Source organism: Rhizobium sp. 01L410 (genome assembly GCF_056400165.1).
The window spans coordinates 278,575-303,120 of sequence record NZ_JBFTST010000001.1 but is presented as its reverse complement, the minus strand read 5'-3'; the positions used below and the strand labels follow the sequence as shown (position 1 = coordinate 303,120).

Here is a 24,546-nt window from a genome sequence, read left to right as displayed (position 1 = left end):
GCTATCCTGACGATAGCAGGTTGTTGAAATAGATCGACAAAAGCTGCGTCTGCGAGGAGATGCCGAGCTTGCGGTAGACGTTGCGGCGGTGGACCTTCACGGTGCCAGTCGAAATGTTGAGCTTCAGCCCGATCGACTCGGACGAATGGCCCTGCAGCACCAGATCGACGATCGCGGTTTCGCGGCCCGTCAGGTTGAGGTCCCGCCAGACAGTGTCGGCGGCGGGAAGATTGCCGCTCTGGCCCTGCTTCCGGCGGCTTTTGCTGCCGGCGGTCAATTGCGCGTCGAAACGCGGCGCCAGCCCGGCCCAATAGTGGCGGACCATGCTGGCCACCAGCGGCTCGACCTTCTTCAGCGTGGCGAATTCGGCCGCCGGAAACGGTCCGGTCTTTTCCCGCCGCATCAGCGACAGAACGACTGTGATCTCCTCATCGGTATTGATGAAAAAGCCCACCTCTTCCGCGAGCCCGGTCTGAACGTAGTAGGTGCGGTAGTATTCGCTGGAGAAGAACCGGTCGGGCGCCAGTTCCCGCATTCGGAGCACGCCTTCGCGGCGCTCGCGGGCGGTATGATAGAACGGGTCGAGCAGGTATGGCCCCGCCTGGTAGAGAGTGACGAAGACGACGTTCTCTTCCGGGTCGAAGGTGCTGTAGAGGTCGATCGGCCGTTCCTTGCCGCGATAGGCGAAGACGACCACGTAGTCGAAGCGCACCAGCGCCGCCATCATCTGACGGAAGGTCTCGCCGAATTCGGCATCGGTCATCTTCGGACAGCCGATCGTGGCGTTGAATGCACCAAACAGCGCTTCCAGGTCGGTGCTCATCTGACGGGCTCCCTCTTCCGCCCCACGCCATTCCGCGTGTCCCTATATACACCTTCCACGAAGCATCGTGCGCTAAAATACCTCTCTCGGGGTATATACCGTGCGGGAAGCTCAGGCTTACTCTTTCCTTAACGACGGTGGCAATAAGGCGGCGATAGACTGCCAATTCCAAACCAACCGCAGGGAACAGACGTGGCATCCGCTTCGACGAACGATATCGAATTCCGTTCGGTCACCAAGAATTATGGCGCGGTGACCGCCGTGACGGACATCAATCTCAATGTGCCCAAGGGCGCGTTTCTGGCGCTGCTCGGCCCTTCGGGCTGTGGCAAGACCACATGCCTGCGCATGATCGGCGGCTTCGAGCAGCCGAGCGAGGGCACGGTGCTGATCGACGGGCGCGAGATGAACGGTGTTCCCGCCTATCGCCGCCCCGTCAACATGGTGTTCCAGCACTACGCGCTGTTTCCGCATTTCAACGTCGAGCAGAATGTCGCCTATGGCCTGCGGCAGATGCGTCCGAAAATCGGCGCTGCAGAAATCAACCGGCGGGCCGCCGAGGCGCTGGAAATGGTTCGTCTGGATGGTTTCGCCAAGCGGCGGATCCATGAAATGTCGGGCGGCCAGCAGCAACGCGTGGCGCTGGCGCGTGCCATCGTCAACCGCCCGTCCGTCCTGCTGCTGGACGAGCCGCTGGCGGCGCTCGACAAGAAGCTGCGCTCGGCCATGCAGATCGAGCTGCAAACGCTGCAGCGCGAACTCGGCATCACCTTTGTGCTCGTCACCCATGACCAGGAAGAGGCGCTGTCGATGGCCGATGCCGTCTGCGTCATGAGCGCCGGGCGTATCCGCCAGCTCGGAACGCCGCAGGAGGTCTATGACCGCCCGGCCGATCTCTTCGTCGCCGATTTCGTCGGCAAGACGAACCGGATTGCTGCGACCATGGAAGCCGATGGGGTGACGCTTCGCCTGGCAGATGGTTCCGCCGTTGCGTCCAGCAGGCAGCTTTCACCGGGAGAGGTGATTGCCGCCCTGCGCCCCGAAGCGATCCGCATGACACGCAGCCAGCCGGCTTCGGGCTCATCGTTCAAGGGCACGGTCACGCATCGCATCTTCCTGGGGTCGTCGGCGGAATATGCGGTGAATGTGCCGGGCCTCGGCGATTTCCTGATCACCGCCGACCGCCGCAGCATGAGCGAAAGCGATCTGGTCGAGCCCGGCGAAGCGGTTTTGCTCTGCTTCGACCCGTCTGCAATACATGTCTTTCCAGCATCGAATGCATAAACCAAAACAAGGGAACAGCATCATGAGCAAGGATTACAAGGACAATCTCCCCATCTCCGCCGAAGGCTTCATGGACGAGTTCATGCGCCTGAAGCGAGGCTCCGTCAGCCGCCGCCATTTCCTCGGCGTTACCGGTCTCGGTCTGGCAACGGCGGTGATGTCGCGCTTCCCGGGCGCGCTGTCGACGCCTGCCTATGCCGCCGAAGATCTCGGCACGCAGATGTCGATCGCCACCTGGCCGAATTATCATGATCCGGCGACCTTCGAAAACTTCAAGGCCGCGACCGGCGTCGCCGTCGAAGTCAACGTCTTCGGCTCGAACGAGGAAATGCTCGCCAAGCTGCAGGCCGGTGCTTCCGGCTGGTCGCTGTTCGTGCCGACCAACTATACGATCTCGACCCATCACAAGCTCGGCCTGATCGACGAGCTGGATCTCTCGAAGATCCCGAATTTCAGCCAGGCGACTGAAAGCCCGCGCTTCACCAAGGAAGGCCAGATCGACGGCAAGACATATGCTGTGCCGAAGAACTGGGGCACGACCGGCTTCTCGGTGAACACCTCGAAGATCAAGACGAAGCTTTCGAGCTGGAAGGATTTCTTCGAGATCGCCCAGACCGAAGGCGACGGCCGCACCATGGTGCACGACTACCAGCTGACGACGATCGGCAGCGCGCTCGTTTCGCTCGGCTACGGCTTCAATTCGATCAAGCCTGATGAACTTGCCAAGGCCGAGGAACTGCTGATCAAGGTCAAGCCGCATCTCTTCGCCATCAATTCCGACTACCAGCCGTCGATGCGCTCGACCGATGCGTGGCTGACGATGTGCTGGACGAATGACGGCGCGCAGCTCAACCGCGACATGCCGGAACTCGCTTATGTGCTCGGCACCGATGGCGGCGAGATCTGGACCGACTATTACGCGATCCCGAAGGATGCGCCGAACAAGGCAGCCGGCTACGCGCTGCTGAACTACCTGATGGATCCGCAGAATGCGGTGAAGGAGCACATCGCCAACGGCGCGCCGACCACCGACAGCCGCGTTATCGCGCTGCTGCCGAAGGAAGTCACCTCGAACAAGATCGTCTATCCGGATGAAGCGGCACTGACGCCGCTCGAATTTGGCGCCGCCGTGACGCTGACCGATCCGGGCCGTGCCGAGCTGATGGCACGCTTCAAGTCTGCCTAACCTGCCGTCATGCAATTCCGGTCCCGGCTGCCTCGGCAGTCAGGACCGGTCTAGCGCTTAGAACCGCCGGATAAAGAACGTTTCGATGCCCCTGACCCTTGCCACAAAACGGCGCCTCGTCACTGCCGCCCTTGTCGGGCCGGCCAGCATCTGGCTGTTCGTGTTTCTGGTGCTGCCCTTCATCGCCATCATCGTCTTCGCCTTCGGCGAGCGGGCACCCGAAGGCGGCTATCAGGCGGCGTTCACCTTCGCGCAGTTCGCCAATCTCGGCTCGCGCTCGGCCGCCTTCGTCAACACGCTGATCCTGGCGCCGATTGGTGCCGCTGCCTGCTTGCTGGTTGCCTATCCGGTTGCCTATTATCTGGCCGTCAAGGCCAGCCCGAAACGCCGGCTGCTGCTGGTCTCGCTCGTCGTCGTTCCCTTCTGGACGAGCCTGTTGGTGCGCACCTATGCCTGGATGTATCTGCTGGGTGCCCGCGGTATTCCGCATCTGCTCGAAATCTTCGGCATCGAGAATGTCAGGCTGATCAACACCCCCGGCGCTGTATTGCTCGGCATCGTCTATGGCTATCTGCCGCTGATGATCATGCCGATCTATGTCAGCCTCGAAAAGCTCGACCGGCGGCTTCTCGAAGCCTCCGCCGATCTGGGCGCCAAGCCGGTCTCGACCTTCTTCGGCATTACCCTGCCACTGTCTCTTCCGGGTGTGATGACCGGTGTCGCGCTAGTAACGATCCTGCTGCTTGGCGAATACCTGATCCCTCAGCTTCTTGGCGGTGGCAAGGTGTTCTTCATCGGCAATGCGCTTGTCGATCTCTTCCTGCAATCGCGCAACTGGCCGTTCGGCTCGGCAATCGCCGTGACGCTGGTGGCCGTCGTCGTCGTCATTCTGCTGGTTGCCATGCGCATCGCCTGGCGTGTCGCCGGCACCCGTCAGGTGGATCTCGTCTGATGCGCGCGCTCGTCACCTTCGTTTATCTGTTTCTCTACACGCCGATCGCGCTGGTCGTGCTGTTCTCTTTCAACTCCGGGCGCAATGCCAGCGAGTTCGTCGGCTTCTCGACCGAGTGGTATGGCCGGACGCTCTCCAACACCTTCCTGATGGAAGCTTTGCAGAACAGCCTGATCATCGCCTTTACCAGCGCGGCGCTGGCAGCGATTTTCGGGACGATGGCGGCAATGGGCATGGAGCGGCTCGGGCCGCGGGCGCGCGCAGTCTTCGATGGCCTGTTCGCCGCGGCGATCGTCGTCCCCGGCGTCGTCATCGGCATTGCGACGCTGGTCGCACTGGTCGAGGTTTTCGGCTTCATCAATCCGGTGATCGCGGCAATCTGGCCGGGGGATCAGCCGCCGAAGCTGGCGCTCGGCTACGGCTCGATCATCGCCGCGCACGGGCTTTTCACCATGGCGCTGGTGACGATGATCGTGAAGGCACGTATCGCAAGCCTTGGCCGCGACATCGTCGAGGCCTCCAGCGATCTCTATGCAACGCCGCTGACGACCTTCCGGCAGATCGTGCTGCCGCAGATCATGCCCTCGGTTCTGGCGGGTTTCCTGCTCGCCTTCACCTTCTCCTTCGACGATTTCATCATCGCCTTCTTCGTCGCCGGCTCGAACACGACGCTGCCGATCTATGTTTTCGCCTCGATCCGCCGTGGCGTGACGCCTGAAATCAATGCGATCGCGACGATGGTGTTGATCGCCTCGCTCATTCTCATCCTGATCGCGCGCTTTCTGATGCGCGAAAAGGCAACAACAAACTGACCGGGGAAATGCCATGATACTCAAGGATCGCGTTGCAATCGTCACCGGCGCGGGCTCCGGCATCGGCCGGGCGGGAGCGCTGATCATGGCGCGCGAGGGCGCCCATGTCGTCGTCGCCGACATCGATTTCATCAACGCCGAAGAGACCGTCACCCAGATCGCTGACGCCGGTGGAAGCGCCGAAAGTCTGGTTGTCGACGTTACCGACGACCGGGCGCTGGAAACCGGCATCGCGGCGATCGCCGCCCGTCACGGGCGGATCGACATTCTCCACAATCATGCCGGCGCGCAGGTGGCGGGCGATCTTGAGGATGTTGCTGTCGAAGGATTCGACAAATCCTGGAGCCTCAACGTGCGGGCGCATTTCATGGCGGCGCGTTTTGTGATGCCCGTGATGAAGCAGGCGGGCAAAGGCGTGATTCTCAACACCTCATCCTCATCGGGCGTGCTCTACGACCGCGAAATGATCGCCTACACAACCACGAAACATGCTGTCATCGCGATGACCCGGCAGATGGCGGGCGACTACGCCAGATCGGGCGTTCGCGTCAACGCGCTCTGCCCGGGCTGGGTCGATACGCCGTTCAACGAGCCCTTCATCGCCCAGATGGGCGGGCGTGGCGCGATCGAAAGCTATATCGCCGACAAGGTGCCGCTCGGCCGCTGGGCGGATGTCTCCGAAATCGCCGAACCGATCCTCTTTCTGGTCTCCGACCGGTCATCCTACATGACCGGCCAGATCCTCGTCGTCGATGGCGGCGAGACGGTCGTCTAGAGCTACAACGTCCAGTCGATCGTCCGCTCTTGGTCGTCGTCTGACTGAGCCGATGCATCGGCCAGCTGATAGGCTCTGATATAGTCGATCGACATCTGCGATCCGTTCTTGAGGCCGTCCTTGGGCGAACCGGCCGCTCCGCCGATGGCAAGATTGGTCAGCATGTACATCGGGCTGTGCATATCGGCGGGCGTTGCTTTCTGGGCAACGGCAACGTCGTCGAAATACCAGGTGATATGATCCTGGTCCCATTTCATGCCGTAGGTGTGGAAACCTTCCGTGCTGGCCACCTTCACCGGCGTGGTGTCGATCAGATGGGAGCCGCCGTGATCGCTGTGGACGGTGACATTGACGGTGTTGGGATCCTGTCCGCGCATCTCGACGACATCGAGTTCGGGCGGCCACGAGCCGTCTTCGGGCAATAGCCAGAATGCCGGCCATGCCCCTTGTTCCGAGGGCATGTCGGCGCGGATCTCGAAGTAGCCATAGGTCTGGGAGAAGGACGAATGCGTGTTGAGCAGGCCCGACGTATAGTCGTAGCCATCGATCTGCTGCTGAAGCGCTGCCGGCGCCGGCTTGGCCGTTATCGTCAGCACCCCATTCTTGACCGAAAACGGATTGGCTGATGCTGTCGGCCCGTAGGACGGGTTGACGTACCATTGTTGCTCGCCATTGCCGGTCAGCGGACTGCCGCGATCAGCCGCCCACCAGAATTTTGCATCCCAGGTTCCCTTATCGCCATTGCGCAGCGACAGGGTGTCGAAATTGTCCTCGAAGGTGAGGGCGAGTTGCGATCGATCGAGGGTCAGCTGGAACTGATTCGCCTTCAGTGCCGACATCTGGGTATTGGCGAAAACCAGACTCTCGCCGCCGCCGATGTCGAGCCGGACATTGCTGCCGTCCTGCTTTGCATGCGACAGTAGCTGGGCAAAGGACGAGAAACTGTCCAGCCGCACGACATCGTCGGAACCGAAGTCGGTGATCAGATCGCTGCCATTGCCGCGATCGATGACGAACGTGTCGGCGCCGCCGCCGCCGGTCAGCACGTCGTTGCCGGCACCCCCGTTGATCGTCTGGCTGCCGGACGCGCCTGAAATGATGTTGTCCTGATTGTTGCCGAAGGCGTAGCGGCCGTTGCCGGTGACCGTCAGGTTCTCGAAATTATCCGGCAGTGTGTAGTCCATCCAGGTGTTGATGGTGTCGGTGCCGGCATTCGCCCCCTCGGCGGCGCGATTGATGTTCGAATAGAGATAATAGACATCGTCGCCGGTTCCGCCTTTCATCGTGACGTTGACGGCGCTGTCGCCCCACATGGAGTCGTTTCCGGCAGTCCCCGTCTGCACCGGGCCGGATTTGGTGGCGGAAAACCATGCGGTGGAGGTGCCGCTATAAGCAAGCGGTCTGCCGACGGCGTTGTTGATCGCGTTTATCATGTCGTTTCCCTTCGATCCGGTGGAGGAATGGTTCAATCAGCGCGAGCACAATCTCGGTATCGAAGATGCGGCAATTTCGCGGATGACGCGACCGGAAGATCGCCGGGCAAGATCAGGGCCGCTTTGACTGACCAGCAAGGCGTTAAGCCGCGAGGCGCCGCATGATTGCGCCGGGAACCGACTGTAAGGATCTCAGACAGGCTATGTCTGCTTCTCAGTATCGCTGCGGAAACGGAAGTCTTGCTCCGGAACGTCTGCAGCATTCCGAGACGGGCAGCCGGGTGCAGATGAATTGTTCTGGCTGAATCCGATATTATGAGTTGATGCTCAATTAGAGTAGGATGGAAATATAGCGATATCGGCTTTGGGGAGAGTAGATGTTCAATATCGGTGAAAAGTATTCCTTCGTCCTAATCGAGGGGACGTCTGATGGGTGGGGCGAACTCAGCTTCACCGATAGTGTCGTTGATATCGACGGACCGCTCCTGAAGCTTGAAAGCGGCCGGATTATCAATTCGCACTCATCGCTGTTTGTCCGCGCGGCCCCTGCCGTGATGCTGGCTTCGGCCAGTGCCCTGTCTGCGGACGAGGCTGCTGAACCGCTCATCGCATAGAGGCGGCATCGTCTGGCCCATCGGCCTCCGGCAGCCAGGCGAATGCACAGGAATGCTTCAGAATTCACTCGGCACCATCAGGGCCGGCACGCTAAGCTTGCGGGCCATGGCGAATCGGCGCAGCGAAACGGACAGCTGGGCCGGTCTCCTTTCGGTGTGCCGCGGACGGCGCGCGGACGGCCTTGGAAATTATGATTGCCAGTCCGTTCATAACGGGAGGATGACTATTGACAGAGACGATCGCCGATATTGCCGGCCAGCTTGTTGCCGAACATCGCAACAGCACGAAGTTTCACAGGATCGACGGGATAAACGACCTCGAAGATGCCTATCGGGTGCAAGACGCCTATATCGCGGCGATCCGTGGTGGCGAAGAGACTGCGGGCTACAAGATCGGCCTGACGTCGAAGCGCATGCAGGCGATGTGCGGTATCGATCAGCCGATCCAGGGCACCATCTTCTCCAGCCGCGTCAGATCGACGAGAGCGCAGCTGAAGCTTTCCGACTATCATCATCTCGGCCTTGAGTTCGAAATCTGCGTCCGGCTCGGCCAGGACTTGTTGCCAGGCGCCACGCCGTTCACGCCCGAGAGCGCCGGTGCGGCGGTCGATGCGGTTGCGGCCGCGATCGAGCTGGTGGAAGACCGCCATGCCGATTATAGCGTGCTGCATTGCGGAACGCTGATTGCCGACAATTCCTGGAACGCCGGGATCGTGGTTGGTGCATTCACCCCGCCGCCTGAAGGTCTCGATGGCGCAGAAGGCATCGCCTATCATAACGGCGAAGAGATTGCCCGCGGCATGGGTGCCGATGTTCTCGGACATCCCTATGTGCCCCTGGCGTGGCTCGCCAATCATCTTGCCGCCAGCGGCCGGATCTTGCGCAAGGGTGATCTGGTAATGACCGGCAGCATCGTCACGACGCGCTTCCCGTCAGGACCATTCACCTACCGGTTCGACATTTCCGGTATCGGCAGCGTCGAAGTCAGCGGCAGCTGACCCCCCGGCAACCGTGCTTCGATTTTGAATGACGTAATAGGAAGGCTGTAAAATGGATTTTGGTTTGAGCGGCAAGTCTGCCCTCGTCATGGGCGCTTCCAAAGGGCTCGGATTTGCGATTGCCAGGGAACTCGTTGCCGAAGGTGCAAAGCTTGCCATCTGCGCCCGCGATGCAGCCCGGCTGGATGACGCAGCAGAGCGTCTCGGGGCCGTTGCCCTGCCTGCCGATCTGCGGCAGCCCGCGGCCGGACGGCAGGTGGTCGAGCAGGCTGCGGCCAAGCTCGGAAAGGTCGATATTCTCGTGGTCAACACCGGCGGCCCGCCGACCATGCCCTTCGAAAACATCGGTTCGGACGATTGGCGCAACGCCTTCGAGGGCTTGTTCGTCAGCGCGACCGACGCCATCGCCGCGGCGATGCCGGGCATGCGCGAGCGCCAATGGGGCCGCATCCTTCTGGTGACATCGATCGCTGCAAAGGAGCCGATCAACAATTTCACGATCTCGAACGCGCTGCGCGCCGGGTTGCATGGTCTGACGAAGACGCTGAGCCGTGAATTCGCCGCAAGCGGCATCACCGTTAATGCGCTGATGCCGGGCTACACGATGACGGAGCGGCTGGCCGAGGCGAAGCTCGACCTTGAAAAGGTCAGCAAGATGATCCCGATGGGCCGCATCGGCCGCCCGGAAGAGTTCGCCGCCCTCGCGACCTTTCTCGCCTCCGACCGTGCAAGCTACATCACCGGCCAGGCGGTTGCCTGCGATGGTGGCGCTCTCTGGTCGATCTGAATGAAATGCTGAAGGCCGCAATCCTGCGATTGCGGCCTTTTGCCGTTCAGCCGGTGAGAGCGTTGATAATCGCCAGGGGATGGGGGATCGACTTGCTGTCGATGGCCTTGACCTGGGAGCGGCAGGAATATCCGGTCGCCATCTTCACCGTTTCGGAAGACGTGCCGGCGATGTGGCTGCTCCAGCTCATCGCATAGAGCGCTTCGGAGGTGGCGCGGTTGCGGACCTCGTGGCCGAATGTGCCGGCCATGCCGCAGCAGCCCGTACTGGCAATTTCAAGGGGGATGCCAAGCGCCTTGAAGACAGTCTTCCATTGAGCCGTCGCCGACGGTGCGTTGCTGCGCTCGGTGCAGTGGAGGAGCAGGCTGTAGACGGGTGATGCCGATTTTTGGGGCTGGGCGGAGAGCCTGCCGAGATTGGCAGCGAGCCATTCCTGCGGCAGCAGTACCGTTGCCTCCGCGCCGTTGCCCCATAATCCCTTGTATTCGCTGCGATAAACGAGCGTCATCGACGGATCGAGGCCCACCAGTGTGGCGCCGGCGCCAGCGAGGCCTTGAAGGTAACGGGCGGTCTTTGTTGCACTCGTCTCGAAGCGGCCGAGATATCCGTGGACATGCATCGCCTTGCCGTTCTGCTTGGCTTCGGCGACATAGGGGATCAGCCCCATTTTTCGCGCCAAACTGATTGCCGAAAGCGCAACGCCCGGATCGAAATGGGCCGTGAAGGCGTCGGCGACGAAGACCACGACGCGCTTCTTCTCCTGCTCCGGCAGGCCTTCGATCAGCTCTTTCGTGGCAACGGCTACGCCGAGCCTTCGGGCTTCGGCTTTGAGCGGCCGGGGCGGCAGCAGCGGCAGCGCCGTCAAACCGGAAAGCCGCATCACGCGTCTGCCTGCTTCGGTGCCTGCCATCAGATTGTAGAGCGGCCGCGCTCGCGCCATCCAGGGCAGTGACGTCTCGATCGCCGCCACGAGCAGGTCCTTCAGCGGGCGCGCATATCTGCTGTAATAGAGCTCGAGGAATTTCGAGCGGAAGGCCGGCACGCTGACCTTGACCGGACACTGCCCGGTGCAGGCCTTGCAGGCGAGGCAGGTATCCATGGCTTCGCGGACTTCGTGTGAAAAGTCGTCGCGGTTGCGCGGATCGAGCGAGTTGAAGATCCGCTTCGGCAGGGCTGCGAGCGAATTGCCGCGGCGCAGACGCTTTGCCTCGGCGCGCGGGTCGATGCCCTTGTCCGCCAGCAGCCTCAGCCACTCGCGCATCAGCGCCGCCCGGCCTTTCGGCGAAAAACGCCGGTCACGCGTTGCCTTGTAGGAGGGGCACATCGGGCTCGTTTCGTCGAAATCGAAACAGGCGCCGTTCCCGTTGCAATAGGCGGCATTGTCGAAGGCGGCTCTGATCTCGTTGCCAATGGCACGATCGACGCCTCCGCGCAGGGGCACGCCGTCGATCTTCAGGAGGGGCTCGACTGACGGCGCAGCGATCTTGCCGGGGTTCAGCTTGTTCTGAGGATCGAAGGCCCGCTTGATCTGCTGCAGGCAGGGATAGAGATCGCCGAAGAATTCGGGGACATATTCCGAGCGCACGCCCTTGCCGTGCTCGCCCCAGAGAACGCCGCCATATTTCTTCGTCAGGGCGACAACGGCATCGCTGATCTCCCGGACGAGCGGGACGTGATCATCGCGTGTGAGGTCGAGCGCCGGGCGTACATGCAGAACACCCGCATCGACATGGCCGAACATCCCGTAGGATAGCCCGGCGCCGTCGAGCAGTGCGCGAAATTCGCGGATATAGGCAGCCAGATTTTCCGGCGGAACGGCGGTGTCTTCGACGAACGGGACTGGGCGCACCGGCCCGTCGACATTGCCGAGCAGGCCGACGGCGCGTTTGCGCATCGTCCAGATTGCCTCGATGTCGCGATGCTGGCGTGCGATCGTGTGGCCGAGGCGATCCGGGTTCCCGTTGCCGAGCGCGGCGGTCACCTCGCCAAGCTTCCGCTCTAGTTCGGCTTCGTCATCCGCCAGGATCTCGACGATGTTGATACCATTCGCAGAGGACGCTGCGTTATTGGGAAAGAACTGGCCAATGTCGTTCCAGACGATATCCGTCTTGGCAAGCCCGAGCACCTTTTCGTCGACGGTTTCGATGGACGCGACCTTCAGCGCCGTCAGCGTCCGGGCATCTTCCAGCGCCGCGTTGAAATCGTTGTAGCGGATATTGATCAGTGCCGCGTGGGCGGGGAGCGGCAGCAGATTGAGCTCCGCCTCTGCGATCATCGCCAGCGTGCCTTCGGACCCGCAAAGAATGGCATTCAGATCGAAGCGGCCATCCGGCTGGCGGATATGGGCCAGATCGTAGCCGGTCATGTAGCGGTTGAGCTTCGGAAAGACCGCCTCGATCCGCTCGCACTTTTCCCGCGCGATGCCATCGACGGTCCGGTGGATCTCGCCGATCCTGTCCTGGCGTTGAAGAATCTCGGCAAGCGCCGCTTCGCTGAGCGCGCGCGACCACCATTCGGAACCATCGGCCAGCACGATGCGCAAGCCGAGAACGTGGTTGGAGGTCTTGCCATAAAGGCAGGAGCCCTGTCCGCAGGCATCGGTAGAGACCATGCCGCCGATCGTTGCCCGGTTGGAGGTTGAGAGTTCCGGAGCGAAGAACAGGCCGTAAGGCTTCAGGGCGCGGTTCAGCTGGTCCTTGACGACACCGGACTGGACACGTGCGATGCGCCTGACCGGGTCGATCTCCAGGATCTTGTTCATGTGCCGCGAGCAATCGACCACGAGGCCCGAGGTAAGCGACTGACCATTGGTGCCGGTGCCGCCGCCGCGCGGGGTGATGGTCATGCCGCTGAAAGCCGGCTCGCTAAGCACCTTCGCGAGGATCTTCAGATCATCGGCACCTCCAGGAAACAGGATGCCCGCCGGTTCCAGCTGGTAGATCGAATTGTCGGTCGCATAGACGGTGCGGGCGCCCGCACGGCTCGCGGCATCACCATTGAAACCGGCCTCGACGAGACGCTCGAAGAAGCCGGCTGGAGATGCGGGAGCAAGGTGCGATGTGAGGCGCGGGATCATGCGTGCCGGTCCAAGGTCGCTAGACCGCTTCCATCAGGGCTTCAAAGCCGCGCATGCCCGTTCGATGCGGTCGAGCGCTTCGGCAAGCTCTGCCTCCGATGTCGCATAGGAAATCCGGAAGAACGGCGACAGACCGAAGGCGGAACCCGGCACGACTGCGACATTAGCATCCTCGAGCAGGTAGTCGGTGAAGTCGTGATCGGCTTCGATCCGCTTGCCTTTCGGCGTCGTCCTGCCGAGGATGCCTGCACATCCCGAGAAGGTGTAGAAGGCGCCTTCCGGTGTGCGGCATTCCAGGCCATCGATCTTGTTCAGCCGGCCGACGACCAGATCGCGGCGGCGCTGGAAGCTTTCCTGGCGTTCTTTCAGAAATGTCTGCGGGCCGTTCAGGGCCTCGGCGGCTGCTGCCTGGCTGACCGAGCTCGGGCATGAGGTCGCCTGGCTCTGGATCACGGCCATGGCCTTGATCAGCGGCTTCGGGCCGCCGGCATAGCCGATGCGCCAACCGGTCATGGCATAGGCTTTCGACACGCCGTTGATCGTCAGCGTGCGTTCCTTGAGGCGCGGCTCAAGGGCGACGGGCGTGACGAAGTCGAAACCGTCATAGACGATGTGTTCGTACATGTCGTCGACCATCAGCCAGACATGCGGATGGCGCAACAGAACGTCGATCAGCGGCCGATAGTCGGCTGCGGCATAGGCCGCGCCCGAGGGATTGGATGGGGAGTTCAGCAGCACCCAGCGGGTCTTCGGCGTGATCGCCGCTTCCAGCTGCGCCGCCTGAAGGCGGAATCCGGCCGCCGCATCGCAGGGAACCAGAACCGGCACGCCGCCGCAGACTTCGACGATATCCGAATACGAGGTCCAGTAGGGCGTCGGGATGATGACCTCGTCACCGGGATCGAGTGTCGCCATGAAGGCATTGAAGAGAATCTGCTTGGCGCCGGTGGCCACCGTCACTTCGTCGACGGCGTAATCGACGCCGTTTTCGCGGCGGAATTTTTCGGCGACGGCCTTTTTCAAGGCGGGTGTGCCGTCAAGCGCGGTGTATTTCGTATTGCCTGCATCGATCGCGGCCTTGGCCGCCTGCTTGACGTTATCTGGCGTGTCGAAATCCGGCTCGCCGGCGCCGAGAATGATGACCGGCAGGCCGTCGCGTTTCATCGCCGCCGCCTTGGCGCCGATCTGCAGGATCTTCGAAACGCCAACGGTGGCGATGCGCGAGGCTGGGCGGAACCCAGCCTCCTTGATCTCTGTGGTGACGGTCATGGTCTCAGAGCCCTATTCGATGTCGAAGGAGACGCCCTGTGCCAGCGGCAGGGCCTTCGAGTAGTTCACCGTGTTGGTGGCGCGGCGCATATAAGCTCTCCAGGCATCCGACCCGGACTCGCGCCCGCCGCCGGTTTCCTTCTCGCCGCCGAACGCGCCGCCGATTTCCGCACCCGACGTGCCGATGTTGACGTTGGCGATGCCGCAATCGGAGCCTTCGACCGAAAGGAAACGCTCTGCCTCACGCATGTCAAGCGTGAAGATCGACGAGGAAAGACCTGCGCCCACAGCGTTGTGATCGGCGATGACGGCGTCGAGATCGCGGTATTTCATTACGTAGAGGATCGGCGCGAAGGTTTCCTCGAGGACTGGTCCCTCATGCTTCGGCATTTCGACCAGCGCCGGCTTCACGTAGTAGGCGTTCTCGCTGCCGGTATCGACGCGGTGACCGCCATGAACAGCGCCACCATGCTTGGCAGCTTCGCCAAGCGCCTTCTGCATGCCGTCGAAGGCTGCCTTATCCACCAGCGGGCCGACAAGGGCTGCGCCATCCAGCGGATTGCCGACCGATACGCTCGCATAAGCCTTCTTCAGGCGCGGCACGAGCTGATCGTAGACGCTGTCGTGAACGAAGAGGCGGCGCAGTGTGGTGCAGCGCTGACCGGCCGTGCCCATGGCGCCGAAGGCGATGGCGCGCAGCGCCATGTCGAGATCGGCCGACGGGCAGACGATGCCGCCATTGTTGCCGCCGAGTTCGAGGATGGAGCGCGCGAAGCGCTTGGCAAGGCGCGGTCCGACTTCGCGACCCATGCGGGTCGAGCCGGTTGCGGAGACGAGAGCGACCTTCGAATGGTCGACCAGCGCTTCGCCGATCGTGCGGTCGCCGATCAGGACCTGCGACAGGCCTTCAGGCGCGTCACCGAAGCGCTTAAGGGCGCGTTCCAGGATCGCCTGCGATGCCAGCGCCGTCAGCGGCGTCTTTTCGGACGGCTTCCAGACGATGCTGTTGCCGCAGACGAGAGCCAGCGCAGCATTCCAGGCCCAGACGGCGACCGGGAAATTGAAGGCGGAGATGATGCCGATGACGCCGAGCGGATGCCAGGTTTCCATCATCCGGTGGCCGGGGCGCTCGGTAGCGATGGTCAGGCCGTAGAGCTGGCGGGAAAGGCCGACGGCGAAATCGCAGATGTCGATCATTTCCTGCACTTCGCCGAGACCTTCGGACGGGATCTTGCCGGCTTCGATCGAAACCAGACGGCCGAGATCGGCCTTGGCTGCACGCAGCTCCTCACCGAGCAGACGAACGAGTTCCCCACGCTTCGACGCCGGAACGAGGCGCCACTTCTGGAATGCCACATGGGCGCGGTCGATGGCCTCTACAGCCTTCGCTGGTGAGACAGTCTTCAGCTGGCCGGTGCGCTCGCCGGTGACGGGCGAGAAGGCGTCCATGTCGCCGCCTGTGTAGGCGGAGTTCGCGACACCCAGGCGATCGAGGATGGTCACGGCTTCTTCGGCAACGGACACGGATTTGACGACAATATTCATGTGATGGAACTCCAGTTCGGAAACGTCTCGGATCGGTGGCCGGAATTTACTCGGCGGCCGGGCGTCTGGTCAGTGCATTGAGGCAGGCGTCGAGGGACGACTGTTCGATGCCTGCGTAATGGTCGAATTCGTTGAGCACCTTGGCGCCGAGATCGGTTTCAAAGCGCTGCTGGTTCGGGCTCGCCACGAAGTCCTGCTGTGCACCATCGCCGAGGTTCGACTGGAAGATGCCGGCGGCGCTGACGGGCAGGAAGTCTTCATACACGATCGGATCGAACTGGATCAGTCCGTCGGCAATGAGCGCATCGACATCGGAACCAGCAGGGATGGACGTCTTGCTTCCCTTTTCGGTCAGCGAATAGCTGAAATAGCCGAGACCTTCGGCGCGGATCGTCTTCCAGTCATCCGGGAACGCCTGGAAGGTTTCGATCAGTGCTGTCTCGTAGGCCTTGGCGTTGGATCCGTCGGCGGCCGGGCGAACCACCTTGCGGGAAGCGTCGAGAAGCGTGTCGTAGAGGCCGCGGCCCTTCGGCGTCAGCGCTATGCCGCGCTGTTCGATCTCGCCGAAGCGCGCCGTATGCGATCCGGTCTGCCAGCCGCCCTTGCCGTCTTCGAAGGCGACCGGTTCCTCCAATGCCTTGAACGATGTCTGGCGCAGCAGGATCGCGCATTTACGGGTCGGCGGACCTTCGACGATCGCCTTAGGCGCGATGTCGTAGTCAGGCATCAGAGCCTGGACACGGTCGATATCGAGCGTGCGCGGCGTCAGGTGGTTGATATGCGGTCCCTTGAAGGAGACGACATCGGCAATGAGCCGGTGTGCGTCGTGCAGGCGGTGATACATCTCGCCATCGACGATCGCCTTGTCGTGCCAGCGGAAGGTTTCCAACACTTCGGCGACGAAGCGATCGGCATCGTCCTTCGACAGGCCGCCGTCTTTTTCGGCCTTTTCCGTCAGTTCGACCGCGACCGCCGTGAAGATCCGGCGCGTTTCGAGGATGCGGGCGGCGTCTTTGCGCAGTTCCTGATCGGCGATCAGATCGAGGCGCAGCAGCGAGGTGAAAACGCGGAACGGATTGCGCTTCAGCGCTTCATCGCCGACCGGGCGGAAGGCGGTGGAGTGAACCGGAACACCCGCGGTCGACAAATCGTAGTAGCCGACCGGATACATGCCCATGACGGCAAAGACGCGCCGCATCATCGCCAGTTCGCCGGCAGTGCCGAGACGGATGGCGCCGTGGCGCTCTTCGGAAATGCGATCGAGATTGTCGGTTGCTTCCAGGCGTGCCTTGAGATCGGGCTCGTTTGCGAGCGCCTCTGCGTTGACGCGAGCAACGAGGTCCATCAACGTGCCATAGGCCGGCACTTCGTTGCGATACATAGCCGACATGGCGGCGGAAAAGGCTGACCGGATGTCGCTCGATGTGACGTGTTTTGTCATGTGCGTGGCCCTAAATGGATTTGTCACTTGATGCTGAAAGTGGGATATACTCCTCCCATTGATGTCAATGTTGTGACTTATGCGTTTAACTTGATGCGGAAATGGAATAGCCATGCGCCGAAGCCTCGTTCCTGACATCGTCACGCTGCAGGCCTTCGAATGCGCCGCGCGGCACGAGAATTTCTCGCGCGCGGCCGAAGAGCTCAGCCTGACGCAAAGCGCCATCAGCCGGCAGATCGCCGATCTGGAGCAGCAGACCGGATTGAAGCTTTTCGAGCGCGTCCGCCAAAGGGTCATCCTCTCCGAGGCCGGGCAGCGGTTTCTTCCAGAGGTGAGGGATCTGCTGTTGCGCTCCGAGCGGCTGATGATCGAAGCGGCAGCGGCCGGGCGGATGCGCGCGTCGTTGAAGATCGCGACGCTTCCGACCTTCGGCGCCAGATGGCTGGTGCCACGCCTTGGGCGGTTTCTCGCCGATCATCAGGATGTGGCGCTGACCATCGAATCCCGGTCGAAGCCCTTTAGTTTCAGCGAGGACAGTTTCGATCTCGCGATTCACTTCGGCCAGCCGGTCTGGGCAGGCGGCGTTCCCACCTTCCTGTGCCATGAAACGGTGTTGCCGGTGGCGAGCCGAAGCCTTGCCGGACAATTGAAGATCAGTGCGGCGAAAGACCTGTCGCAAGCGCCATTGCTGCATCTGACCACCAGGCCGAAGCTCTGGGCGGACTGGTTCCAGATGCAGCAGGCATCGGTTGAGAATGCCTATCTCGGCCTCCGTCTCGACCAGTTCTCGATGATCGTTACGGCTGTGGCGGCAGGCCTCGGCGTCGCGCTTCTGCCGACCTACCTGATCGAGGACGAACTCAAGTCGGGAGCGCTCGTCACGTTGCTGGATATCACCATGCCGACGGAGAACGCCTATTACGTCGTGCGACCGGAAAACAAGCAAAGCCACCCGGCCGCCGACCAGTTTCAGAACTGGCTGCTATCGGAAGTGTCGCCGACTTTGTCTTGATGCCCGCTTCTATGCCGGGCGTTTGGAGCGCAGGCCGCTTTCGAACGTCTGGTTGTCTTCGCCGACGCCGTAGGACCGTTCGCCCTTGACGCCGATCAGTGGAAACAGCAGTTCGGCAACGTTGAAGGCTTCCTCGAGGTGCGGATAGCCGGAGCCGATGATCGTCTCGATGCCGATCTCCTGATATTCGCGCAGCCGTGCTGCAATATTTTCCGGACTGCCGACGAGAGCCGTGCCCGCACCGCCACGCACCAGCCCGTGGCCGGCCCAGAGGTTTGGTCCAACGACAAGCTTGTCGCGGCGCCCCTGATGCAGCGCGGACATGCGCTTCTGGCCGACGGACTGCGAGACGTTGAGGAATTCATTCTGCGCGGCGGCGACCTGTTCGTCGGTCACCCTGCTGATCAGATCGTCGGCTGCCGCCCAGGCCTTCTCCTCGGTCTCGCGAACGATGAAATGGATACGCAAACCGAAGCGGATCTTGCGCCCTTCGGCCAGTGCCACCTCCTTGACCCTGATGATCTTCTCGCCGAGCAGATCGGCGGGCTCTCCCCAGCTCAGATAGACGTCCGCATGTTTGGCGGCGACGGCGATACCTGCGTCTGACGATCCGCCGAACCAGATCGGCGGGTGCGGCGTTTGAACCGGCGGGAACGACAGGCCGCGGCCATGGGAGGACAGATATTTTCCTTCGAAATCGGCGTCCTCACCGGACAGGATCCGTCGCCAGATCGTCAGGAACTCGTCGGTCTGTTCATAGCGTTCGCCATGGCCGAGCTTGTTGCCGTCGCCCGCCAGATCGGCGGGGTCGGCGCCGGTCACGACGTTAAACAACGCTCTGCCGCCCGAGATGCGGTCGAGCGCAGCTGCATGGCGGGCAAACATTGCAGGCGTCCCGCTACCCGGGCGAAGCGCGACCAGAAAGCGCAGGCGCTCGGTGAGCGGTACCAGCGCGGCGGCGGTGATCCAGGCATCCTCGCAATAGGTGCCGGTCGGCAGCAGCACGCCCTCGAAGCCGAGCCGGTCTGCGGCCTGGGCGATATCGCGCATGTAGCCAAATGTCGGCGGACGGTGGCGTTCCTCGCTTCCGAGATAGGGGCCGTCGCCATGCGTCGGCAGGTACCAAAACATCTTCAGCGGCGGGTTTGCATTCTTGCTCATAGCGATCGGTCCGATGTCAGAGTTTGCCCTTCCAGGGCACAAGTTGCTTTTCGAGAAAGCGCATTGCGGCCGTGAAGGCGAAGGCGAAGATGGCGATGACGATCAGGCCCACGAAGACGACATCCGTCGCCAGGAAGTTGGCAGCCGACATGATCATGTAACCGACGCCCGACTGCGCAGCGATCAGTTCGGCCGCAACCAGCGTCGACAGCGTGGCGCCGATCGCGATGCGCAGGCCGGTCAGGATTTCCGGAAGGGCAGAGGGCAGCACGATCGTCGTGAACAGCTGGAAGGTGTTGGCGCCGAGCGACTGCGCGGCATTGATGCGCTCCTGCGGGACCGAGCGGACACCGGCCTGTGCGGCGTAACAGATCGGGGCGAAGGCCGAGAGGCTCAGCAACAGGATCTTCGAGGACTCGCCGATACCGAGCCAGATGATCAGCAGCGGCAGATAGGCAAGCGGCGGCAGGCCCCAGTAGATGTCGATCGGAACGCTGAGCACGCCCTTGGCCCAGCGGTTGAGCCCCATGATCAGACCGATCGGGACGCCGAGGACAATGCCGAAAGCGAGCGATACGCTGATGCGTCCAAGGCTCGCCAGAATGTGTTCCGTCAGCGTGCCGTTCGCATAGCCGTCAGAGGCGATTGCCTGAAACTGCACGAGGACTTCGCTTGGAGACGGCAGGAAGAGCGGCGAGGCGAGATGATAGCGGGTGGCGATCACCCAGCCGAGAACGAGCGCCAGCAGGGTCCCGGCGCTGATGGCGAATGTGCCGGTCGCGGGAGTGCGGCTGCGCGGTTTGCGCGGTGCGGCGACTTCACCTTCTATTGCCGTCGAGTGCTCTGCCAATACGCTCATGGTGTAATTCCTTGGTGCCTGTCTTCGCTGTCATGGCGCCAGCCGTCAGGCGGCGCGGCGGTCATGCGAGGGTTTGTGAATGATCGAGCGGATCTCTTCGCGGAGCGCCACGAAGCGGGGATCGGCGAGGATCGGGCCGATGTCACCGGTGCTGGCAAACTGGCGAACGAAGCCCGCTTCATAGCGTGCCACGACGCGGCCGGGGCGCGGTGACATGACGAGGATATGGGTTCCGAGCGTCAGGGCCTCTTCGATCGAATGGGTGATGAAGAAAACCTGCTTCCTGGTTTCCGACCACACCGAAGCCAGCAACTGCTGCATGGTTTCGCGCGTCAGGCTGTCGAGCGCGCCAAACGGTTCGTCCATCAGAAGCACCTTCGGATCGGTCGCCAGTGCCCGGGCGATGCCGACGCGCTGGCGCATGCCGCCGGAGAGCTCGTAAGGTGGCTTGGATTCGAAGTCCGAGAGACCGACCAGCTTGAGAAGTTCACGCGCCCGCTGATGGCGCTCGCTCTTTCCAACGCCCTGATAACGCAGTCCGAGCGCTACATTGTCGAGCACGCTCGACCAGGGAAGCAGGGTGTCCTTCTGGAACACCACGCCGCGGTCGCCGCCTGGGCGCGACACGGGCGCGCCATCGATCAGGATCTCGCCTTCCGTCAGCGGCTGGAAGCCGGCAATGGCGTTCAGCAGGGTGGATTTTCCGCAGCCGGATGCGCCGAGCGCGACAACGATGGAGTCCTGCGGGATATTGAAGGAGACGTTGTCGAGCGCATGGACGGAGGTTCCGTCGGCTGCGTCGAACTTCACCGTCGCGTTTCTGACTTCGAGCATGGGGAAAGTCCTGACAAGGAGATATGGCGGCCCATCGGGCCGCCATTTGTGTCTGAGAATGATCTCAGTTCGAAGCGAGAGCCGCTGCCGCGAACTGCGGATCGACGAAGCCGGCGTAGCTGTCCTTCACCGCCGTGATCTTCTTCTGCTCCTTGAGGAACTGCGCGGTGTCCTTCAGCGTCTTGGCGACGCTGCCCTTGTCGCCTTCGCCGAGCCAGGCCGCCGTGACCTGTTCCTGGAGGGGGACGACCACGGTCGTGTTCAGCCAGCCGGCATTTTCTTCAGGCGTGCCGCCCTGAAGCTTGGCAATCGCCTTGATGTTCTCGGAGGACGGACCCCAGTTTTTCGGGTTCTTTGCGAAGTCGACATAGTACTTGTCGAGCTGGCCGACATATTTCGTCAGGAACTCGGGGTTCTTCTTGGCAAACTCGCCGGTGACAACGAGGGCGCTGAACACAGGCGCGCCGCGCTTGGAAACTTCACCCGAGGTCACCAGAACCTTGCCGTCCTTCTTCAGTTCGCTCAGAGCCGGATCCCAGACGAAGGCACCATCAATGTCGCCGCGCTTCCAGGCGGCAACGATCTGCGGCTGCGGCATGGCGATGACCTGGGCATCCTTCTCGGTCAGGCCTTCCTGCTTCAGGTAGGCGAGCAGCTGGTAGTGGTCGGTCGAAACCGGGGCTGCGGAAAACTTCTTGCCCTTCAGATCGGCGGAGGACTTGATGTCGTTGCGCACGACCAGGGCTTCGCTGTCGCCAGCGCCAGCGGTGATGTAGATGCCCTTGACGTCGAGATCCTTGCTGACCGAGGCAGCATAGGGGCTCGAGCCGACGTCGCCGAGCTGGACGTCGCCGGACGCGATGGCCGCGAAGATGTCGGCGCCGGAGTTGAAGCGGCGGAATTCGATATCCCAGCCGGTCTGCTTGGCGAGTTCGCCATTGGCGATGCCGACCAGATACGGCACGGCGCCGGTCTGATAGGCGATAACAACCTTCTTGGCTTCATCCGCATGTGCGGCGGTCATAAAGGACGCGACCAGACCGATCGTTCCAAGCAATGTTTTGATGCGCATGTGCCACCCTCAATGTTCATCGTCGGCCACAGCGGCGACGTCCAAATCAGATTTCCACAATGTATATTTATTTTATAGATTATATTTTCTAAGTTTTCGGAGGAAGGGAGAAGACTAGTCCGCGCTGGGCAGAGGCAGGCAGCAGAGACTTGCCTTGAGGGCGGCGCGTTCCTCGCCAGTCACGCCGATGCGGGTGCTGGCGCTGACAAATTTTCCTGCGGCCCAAAGCGCGGGACGGCCTCCCCGCACGGATTGCACCGTTACATTTGCGGAATGAGCGGCGGCACCTGAATGACGACAGGCTTGCTGACGCCCGATTCGATGACTTCGAACACCTTTTTCAGCATCTCAGGCACGTCCTGCCGCACCATCTCTATCTCGTTTCCGAGCAGTGAGACGAAGGGATCCCAGTCGAAACAGCCGAGAACGAGACTGTCGTCGTTAAGGTGTCCGGAGCGGCGCACCCAGCGCATGACGCCTTCGAGCGAAATGGTCGAGTTGACGAACATGCCGCCGACATTGGCATCGCCCTTGAGCGCAAGATCGTCCAGTGCCTTCTCGGCTTTCTCCGGTGCGTAGCCGCAGGCAAGGATATGTTCCTCGGCAACGGCGAGGCCGAGATCGGAGTGGGCAGCACGAAAGCCCCGGATACGTTCTGCCGTATTGTGATCGCTGCCGCGGCCGCCGATGAAGAGCAGCGGGCCCTTCTTTCCGAGCCGCCGTTCGCAATTCACCAGAATGCGCCGGGTCAGTTCGCGGGCGCCAGCGAAATTGTCAGAAATGATCGAGGGGGCGAGCGCCCCAGGCAGGTCGAGGTTGAGGCTGCGGACGCCGGCTGCGGCGCACATTTCGGTAATCCTGTCCGGGTCGGTGGCGCCCGTCGCGATCAGGCATTCGACCTGGTAGGAAAGCATCGTGCGGGCGGCCTCGATCTCAAGTTCGGGGTCGCGGCGGGTACAGGTGATGATCGGAAAAAGCCCGCGCGCGCGGGCCATGTCCTCGAAAAGCTCGACGATGGAGCCGAAGTAGCGGTTGTCATATTTCGGAACGATCATGCCGATGATGTGGGACTTTTCGCGCCTCAGCAGGCTCGCCTGCATATTGAGCGCATAGCCCTGTTCCTCGGCTATCTTCATGATCTTTTCGGCGAGCTGGCTGCTGATCCTGCGCTTCTTCCAATTGCCGTTGAGGACGGCGCTGACGGCGCTGGCGGATGTGCCGGCAAGCTCCGCCAGATCGTAAATCGTTGTCCTCTTGGCCTGCTTTACGTGATTCAAAATTGGTTTCTCCATTTTCGCTAACTTGACATCAAACTGAAGAAGTGGCAATTCTTGCTTCATCGATTGAGCAAGCTTGCGCAATCGATGTTACAAGCTGGCCTCGTGCTGGCGCAGGGAGGTATTTTCTAAGAATCTGCGGATAGCCCGGTCTTTGCGGGGCACGTCGCTTGCCGTCTTGATGGCAGCGATGGGCAGTGGCGAGGAGAGGGCGGCTGCGGTGACCGGCGGCAATGCCTGGGCCTGTCTTTGAACACACCAAGGAGGAGAGAATGAAATATCGCAATTTGCTTATGGCGTCGGCGACCACCGCGATGGGATTTGCCGGTACGGCCTTTGCCCAGGAAGCCTCGACGGTTGCCTTCCTGATGCCTGACCAGGCGTCCACGCGCTACGAGCAGCACGACTTCCCAGGCTTCAAGGCCGAGATGGAGAAGCTCTGCGCCAAGTGCACGGTTGTCTATCAGAACGCCAATGCCGATGCCTCGCTGCAGCAGCAGCAGTTCAATTCGGTGATCGCCCAGGGCGCCAAGGTGATCGTGCTTGATCCGGTCGATTCCGCCGCCGCTGCCGGTCTCGTCGAGATCGCGCAGTCGCAGGGCGTCAAGGTTATCGCCTATGACCGCCCGATCCCCGACAAGCCGGCTGATTTCTACGTCTCCTTCGACAACGAGGGTATCGGCTATGCGATCGCCAAGTCGCTGGTCGAACACCTGAAGAAGGAAGGCGTGGCCGATGGCGCCGGCGTTCTCCAGATCAACGGTTCGCCGACCGACGCTGCAGCCGGTCTCATTCGTGACGGCATCCATCGCGGCCTGAAGGAATCTGCCTACAAGACGCTTGCAGAATACGACACGCCGGAATGGGCGCCGCCGAAGGCTCAGGAATGGGCTGCAGGCCAGATCACCCGCTTCGGCGCTGACATCAAGGGCGTCGTTGCTGCCAATGATGGCACCGGCGGCGGCGCGATTGCCGCCTTCAAGGCCGCCGGCGTGAAGCCGGTTCCGCCGGTGACGGGCAACGATGCGACGATCGCAGCGCTGCAGCTCGTCATCTCGGGTGACCAGTACAACACGATCTCGAAGCCATCGGAAGTGGTTGCCGCGGCTGCTGCCAAGGTTGCCGTGCAGATGCTGAAGGGTGAAACGCCTGAAGCCAAGACGACGCTCTACAAGACGCCGTCCGAATTGTTTGTTCCGGCTGTCGTCACAGCCGAGAACATCAAGGCTGAAATCTTCGACAAGAAGATCCAGACTGCTGAGCAGATCTGCACCGGCGAATATGCCGACGGCTGCAAGAAGCTCGGCATCACCAACTAAATCTGCCTATATTCTCC

General features: G+C 61.8%; 21 protein-coding genes. 10 read left to right on the top strand and 11 right to left on the bottom strand.

The window, feature by feature from the left end; all coding sequences use genetic code 11:
• Window position 1 precedes the first annotated feature (1 nt).
• Window positions 2-823: a helix-turn-helix domain-containing protein gene (locus AC1DV9_RS01395; RefSeq protein ID WP_112388555.1), complete on the bottom strand. Its 822-nt coding sequence runs from the start codon at window positions 821-823 to the stop codon at window positions 2-4.
• Window positions 824-1,015: 192 nt separating this feature from the next.
• Between AC1DV9_RS01395 and AC1DV9_RS01390 the strand changes: the two genes are divergently transcribed.
• The 5 genes from AC1DV9_RS01390 (at window position 1,016) to AC1DV9_RS01370 (ending at window position 5,832) form a co-directional block, all read left to right on the top strand.
• Window positions 1,016-2,107: an ABC transporter ATP-binding protein gene (locus AC1DV9_RS01390; protein ID WP_477945736.1), complete on the top strand. Its 1,092-nt coding sequence runs from the start codon at window positions 1,016-1,018 to the stop codon at window positions 2,105-2,107.
• 22 nt (window positions 2,108-2,129) lie between these two features.
• Window positions 2,130-3,293 carry a polyamine ABC transporter substrate-binding protein gene (locus AC1DV9_RS01385; RefSeq protein WP_477945734.1) on the top strand — a complete coding sequence of 388 codons (1,164 nt, stop codon included), beginning with the start codon at window positions 2,130-2,132 and terminating at the stop codon, window positions 3,291-3,293.
• A gap of 85 nt (window positions 3,294-3,378) precedes the next feature.
• Window positions 3,379-4,245: an ABC transporter permease gene (locus tag AC1DV9_RS01380; RefSeq protein ID WP_112388552.1), complete on the top strand. Its 867-nt coding sequence runs from the start codon at window positions 3,379-3,381 to the stop codon at window positions 4,243-4,245.
• Window positions 4,245-5,057 (top strand): ABC transporter permease, encoded by an 813-nt coding sequence (locus tag AC1DV9_RS01375; RefSeq protein WP_477945732.1) that lies wholly within the window; start codon window positions 4,245-4,247, stop codon window positions 5,055-5,057. The genes AC1DV9_RS01380 and AC1DV9_RS01375 overlap by 1 nt, the downstream gene beginning before the upstream one ends.
• Before the next feature lie 13 nt (window positions 5,058-5,070).
• Window positions 5,071-5,832: an SDR family NAD(P)-dependent oxidoreductase gene (locus AC1DV9_RS01370; protein WP_477945731.1), complete on the top strand. Its 762-nt coding sequence runs from the start codon at window positions 5,071-5,073 to the stop codon at window positions 5,830-5,832.
• 2 nt (window positions 5,833-5,834) lie between these two features.
• Here the strand turns inward: AC1DV9_RS01370 and eglC are convergent, their stop codons facing one another.
• A complete protein-coding gene (gene eglC, locus AC1DV9_RS01365; RefSeq protein ID WP_477945729.1) occupies window positions 5,835-7,265 on the bottom strand; it encodes an endo-1,3-1,4-beta-glycanase EglC in 1,431 nt (476 codons plus the stop codon).
• Window positions 7,266-7,642: 377 nt separating this feature from the next.
• On the opposite strand from eglC, the gene AC1DV9_RS01360 reads away from it, so the two are divergent.
• The 3 genes from AC1DV9_RS01360 to AC1DV9_RS01350 all read left to right on the top strand — a co-directional run bounded on the left by AC1DV9_RS01360 (window position 7,643) and on the right by AC1DV9_RS01350 (window position 9,664).
• On the top strand, window positions 7,643-7,879 hold the full coding sequence (locus AC1DV9_RS01360; RefSeq protein ID WP_112514647.1) for a hypothetical protein: 237 nt from the start codon (window positions 7,643-7,645) through the stop codon (window positions 7,877-7,879).
• A gap of 227 nt (window positions 7,880-8,106) precedes the next feature.
• Entirely contained in the window at window positions 8,107-8,877 is a 771-nt protein-coding gene (locus tag AC1DV9_RS01355) for a 2-keto-4-pentenoate hydratase (protein WP_477945727.1), read from the top strand.
• A gap of 52 nt (window positions 8,878-8,929) precedes the next feature.
• Complete coding sequence (locus tag AC1DV9_RS01350) at window positions 8,930-9,664, top strand: SDR family oxidoreductase (protein WP_112514650.1); 735 nt, start codon at window positions 8,930-8,932, stop codon at window positions 9,662-9,664.
• A 46-nt stretch (window positions 9,665-9,710) separates the two neighbouring features.
• Here AC1DV9_RS01350 and ydiJ read toward each other — a convergent pair whose 3' ends face one another.
• From ydiJ to hglS, 4 genes are read right to left on the bottom strand one after another with little or no spacing between them, the layout of a single operon-like run.
• Window positions 9,711-12,740, bottom strand: coding sequence for a D-2-hydroxyglutarate dehydrogenase YdiJ (gene ydiJ / locus AC1DV9_RS01345; RefSeq protein ID WP_477945725.1), 3,030 nt, complete (start codon window positions 12,738-12,740; stop codon window positions 9,711-9,713).
• Window positions 12,741-12,773: 33 nt separating this feature from the next.
• The gene (locus AC1DV9_RS01340; protein WP_477945723.1) at window positions 12,774-14,009 is read right to left on the bottom strand and encodes a pyridoxal phosphate-dependent aminotransferase; all 1,236 of its coding nucleotides are present in this window, start codon (window positions 14,007-14,009) and stop codon (window positions 12,774-12,776) included.
• 12 nt (window positions 14,010-14,021) lie between these two features.
• Complete coding sequence (amaB, locus tag AC1DV9_RS01335; protein ID WP_477945721.1) at window positions 14,022-15,554, bottom strand: L-piperidine-6-carboxylate dehydrogenase; 1,533 nt, start codon at window positions 15,552-15,554, stop codon at window positions 14,022-14,024.
• 46 nt (window positions 15,555-15,600) lie between these two features.
• Window positions 15,601-16,995, bottom strand: a complete 1,395-nt coding sequence (hglS, locus tag AC1DV9_RS01330) for a 2-oxoadipate dioxygenase/decarboxylase HglS (RefSeq protein WP_477945719.1) — start codon at window positions 16,993-16,995, stop codon at window positions 15,601-15,603.
• Window positions 16,996-17,107: 112 nt separating this feature from the next.
• Here hglS and AC1DV9_RS01325 point away from each other — a divergent pair, with 112 nt between their 5' ends.
• Window positions 17,108-18,007 carry a LysR family transcriptional regulator gene (locus AC1DV9_RS01325; protein ID WP_442208643.1) on the top strand — a complete coding sequence of 300 codons (900 nt, stop codon included), beginning with the start codon at window positions 17,108-17,110 and terminating at the stop codon, window positions 18,005-18,007.
• A gap of 9 nt (window positions 18,008-18,016) precedes the next feature.
• Here AC1DV9_RS01325 and ssuD read toward each other — a convergent pair whose 3' ends face one another.
• From ssuD to AC1DV9_RS01300, 5 genes are all read right to left on the bottom strand, one after another.
• Window positions 18,017-19,168, bottom strand: coding sequence for an FMNH2-dependent alkanesulfonate monooxygenase (gene ssuD / locus AC1DV9_RS01320; RefSeq protein ID WP_477945717.1), 1,152 nt, complete (start codon window positions 19,166-19,168; stop codon window positions 18,017-18,019).
• Window positions 19,169-19,184: 16 nt separating this feature from the next.
• Entirely contained in the window at window positions 19,185-20,027 is an 843-nt protein-coding gene (locus tag AC1DV9_RS01315) for an ABC transporter permease subunit (protein ID WP_112596965.1), read from the bottom strand.
• A 45-nt stretch (window positions 20,028-20,072) separates the two neighbouring features.
• On the bottom strand, window positions 20,073-20,861 hold the full coding sequence (locus AC1DV9_RS01310; protein WP_477945715.1) for a taurine ABC transporter ATP-binding protein: 789 nt from the start codon (window positions 20,859-20,861) through the stop codon (window positions 20,073-20,075).
• A 64-nt stretch (window positions 20,862-20,925) separates the two neighbouring features.
• Window positions 20,926-21,933: a taurine ABC transporter substrate-binding protein gene (gene tauA / locus AC1DV9_RS01305; RefSeq protein WP_112514663.1), complete on the bottom strand. Its 1,008-nt coding sequence runs from the start codon at window positions 21,931-21,933 to the stop codon at window positions 20,926-20,928.
• A 260-nt stretch (window positions 21,934-22,193) separates the two neighbouring features.
• A complete protein-coding gene (locus tag AC1DV9_RS01300; RefSeq protein ID WP_112388537.1) occupies window positions 22,194-23,210 on the bottom strand; it encodes a LacI family DNA-binding transcriptional regulator in 1,017 nt (338 codons plus the stop codon).
• Between the two features lie 272 nt (window positions 23,211-23,482).
• On the opposite strand from AC1DV9_RS01300, the gene AC1DV9_RS01295 reads away from it, so the two are divergent.
• Complete coding sequence (locus AC1DV9_RS01295; protein WP_477945713.1) at window positions 23,483-24,529, top strand: ABC transporter substrate-binding protein; 1,047 nt, start codon at window positions 23,483-23,485, stop codon at window positions 24,527-24,529.
• The last annotated feature ends 17 nt before the right edge of the window (window positions 24,530-24,546 follow it).